We start from the raw sequence: 384 nt of genomic DNA on the forward strand, positions 1-384 counted from the left end.
TTTCTTTCTCTAACAGCACCTGTACGTCTGCTTCCTCCTCCATCGGTTTGCGGATTTTCTCCTGCAAAAATTCAAAGATGATGTAGAAAACCGGAACGACAAAGAGCAATGCCAGTGTCCCGACAACCATACCGCCTACTACACCCGTACCCAGCGAACTGTTACCGTTGGCACCTGCACCGGAGGAGAACATCAGCGGAAGCATACCGAAGATCATCGTCAACACCGTCATCAGGATAGGACGCAAGCGGACTTGTGCGGCAGAGTAAGCAGATTCCACGATACCCATTCCTTTGCGACGGCGCTCTATGGCGTACTCTGTAATCAGAATTGCTGTCTTAGCCAACAAACCGATTAACATAATCACCCCTGTCTGCAGATAGA

At 49.7% G+C, this 384-nt stretch carries 1 protein-coding gene; it reads right to left on the minus strand.

All coding sequences use genetic code 11. The annotated features are described in order from the left end of the window. A partial coding sequence (locus tag AB5935_RS26995; protein WP_368327978.1) for an efflux RND transporter permease subunit occupies nt 1-384 on the minus strand: 384 nt, incomplete at both ends.

The organism is Phocaeicola sp. RTP21198st1_B8_RTP21198_201120, assembly GCF_040929485.1.
In the GTDB taxonomy this organism is placed as follows: domain Bacteria; phylum Bacteroidota; class Bacteroidia; order Bacteroidales; family Bacteroidaceae; genus Phocaeicola; species Phocaeicola dorei.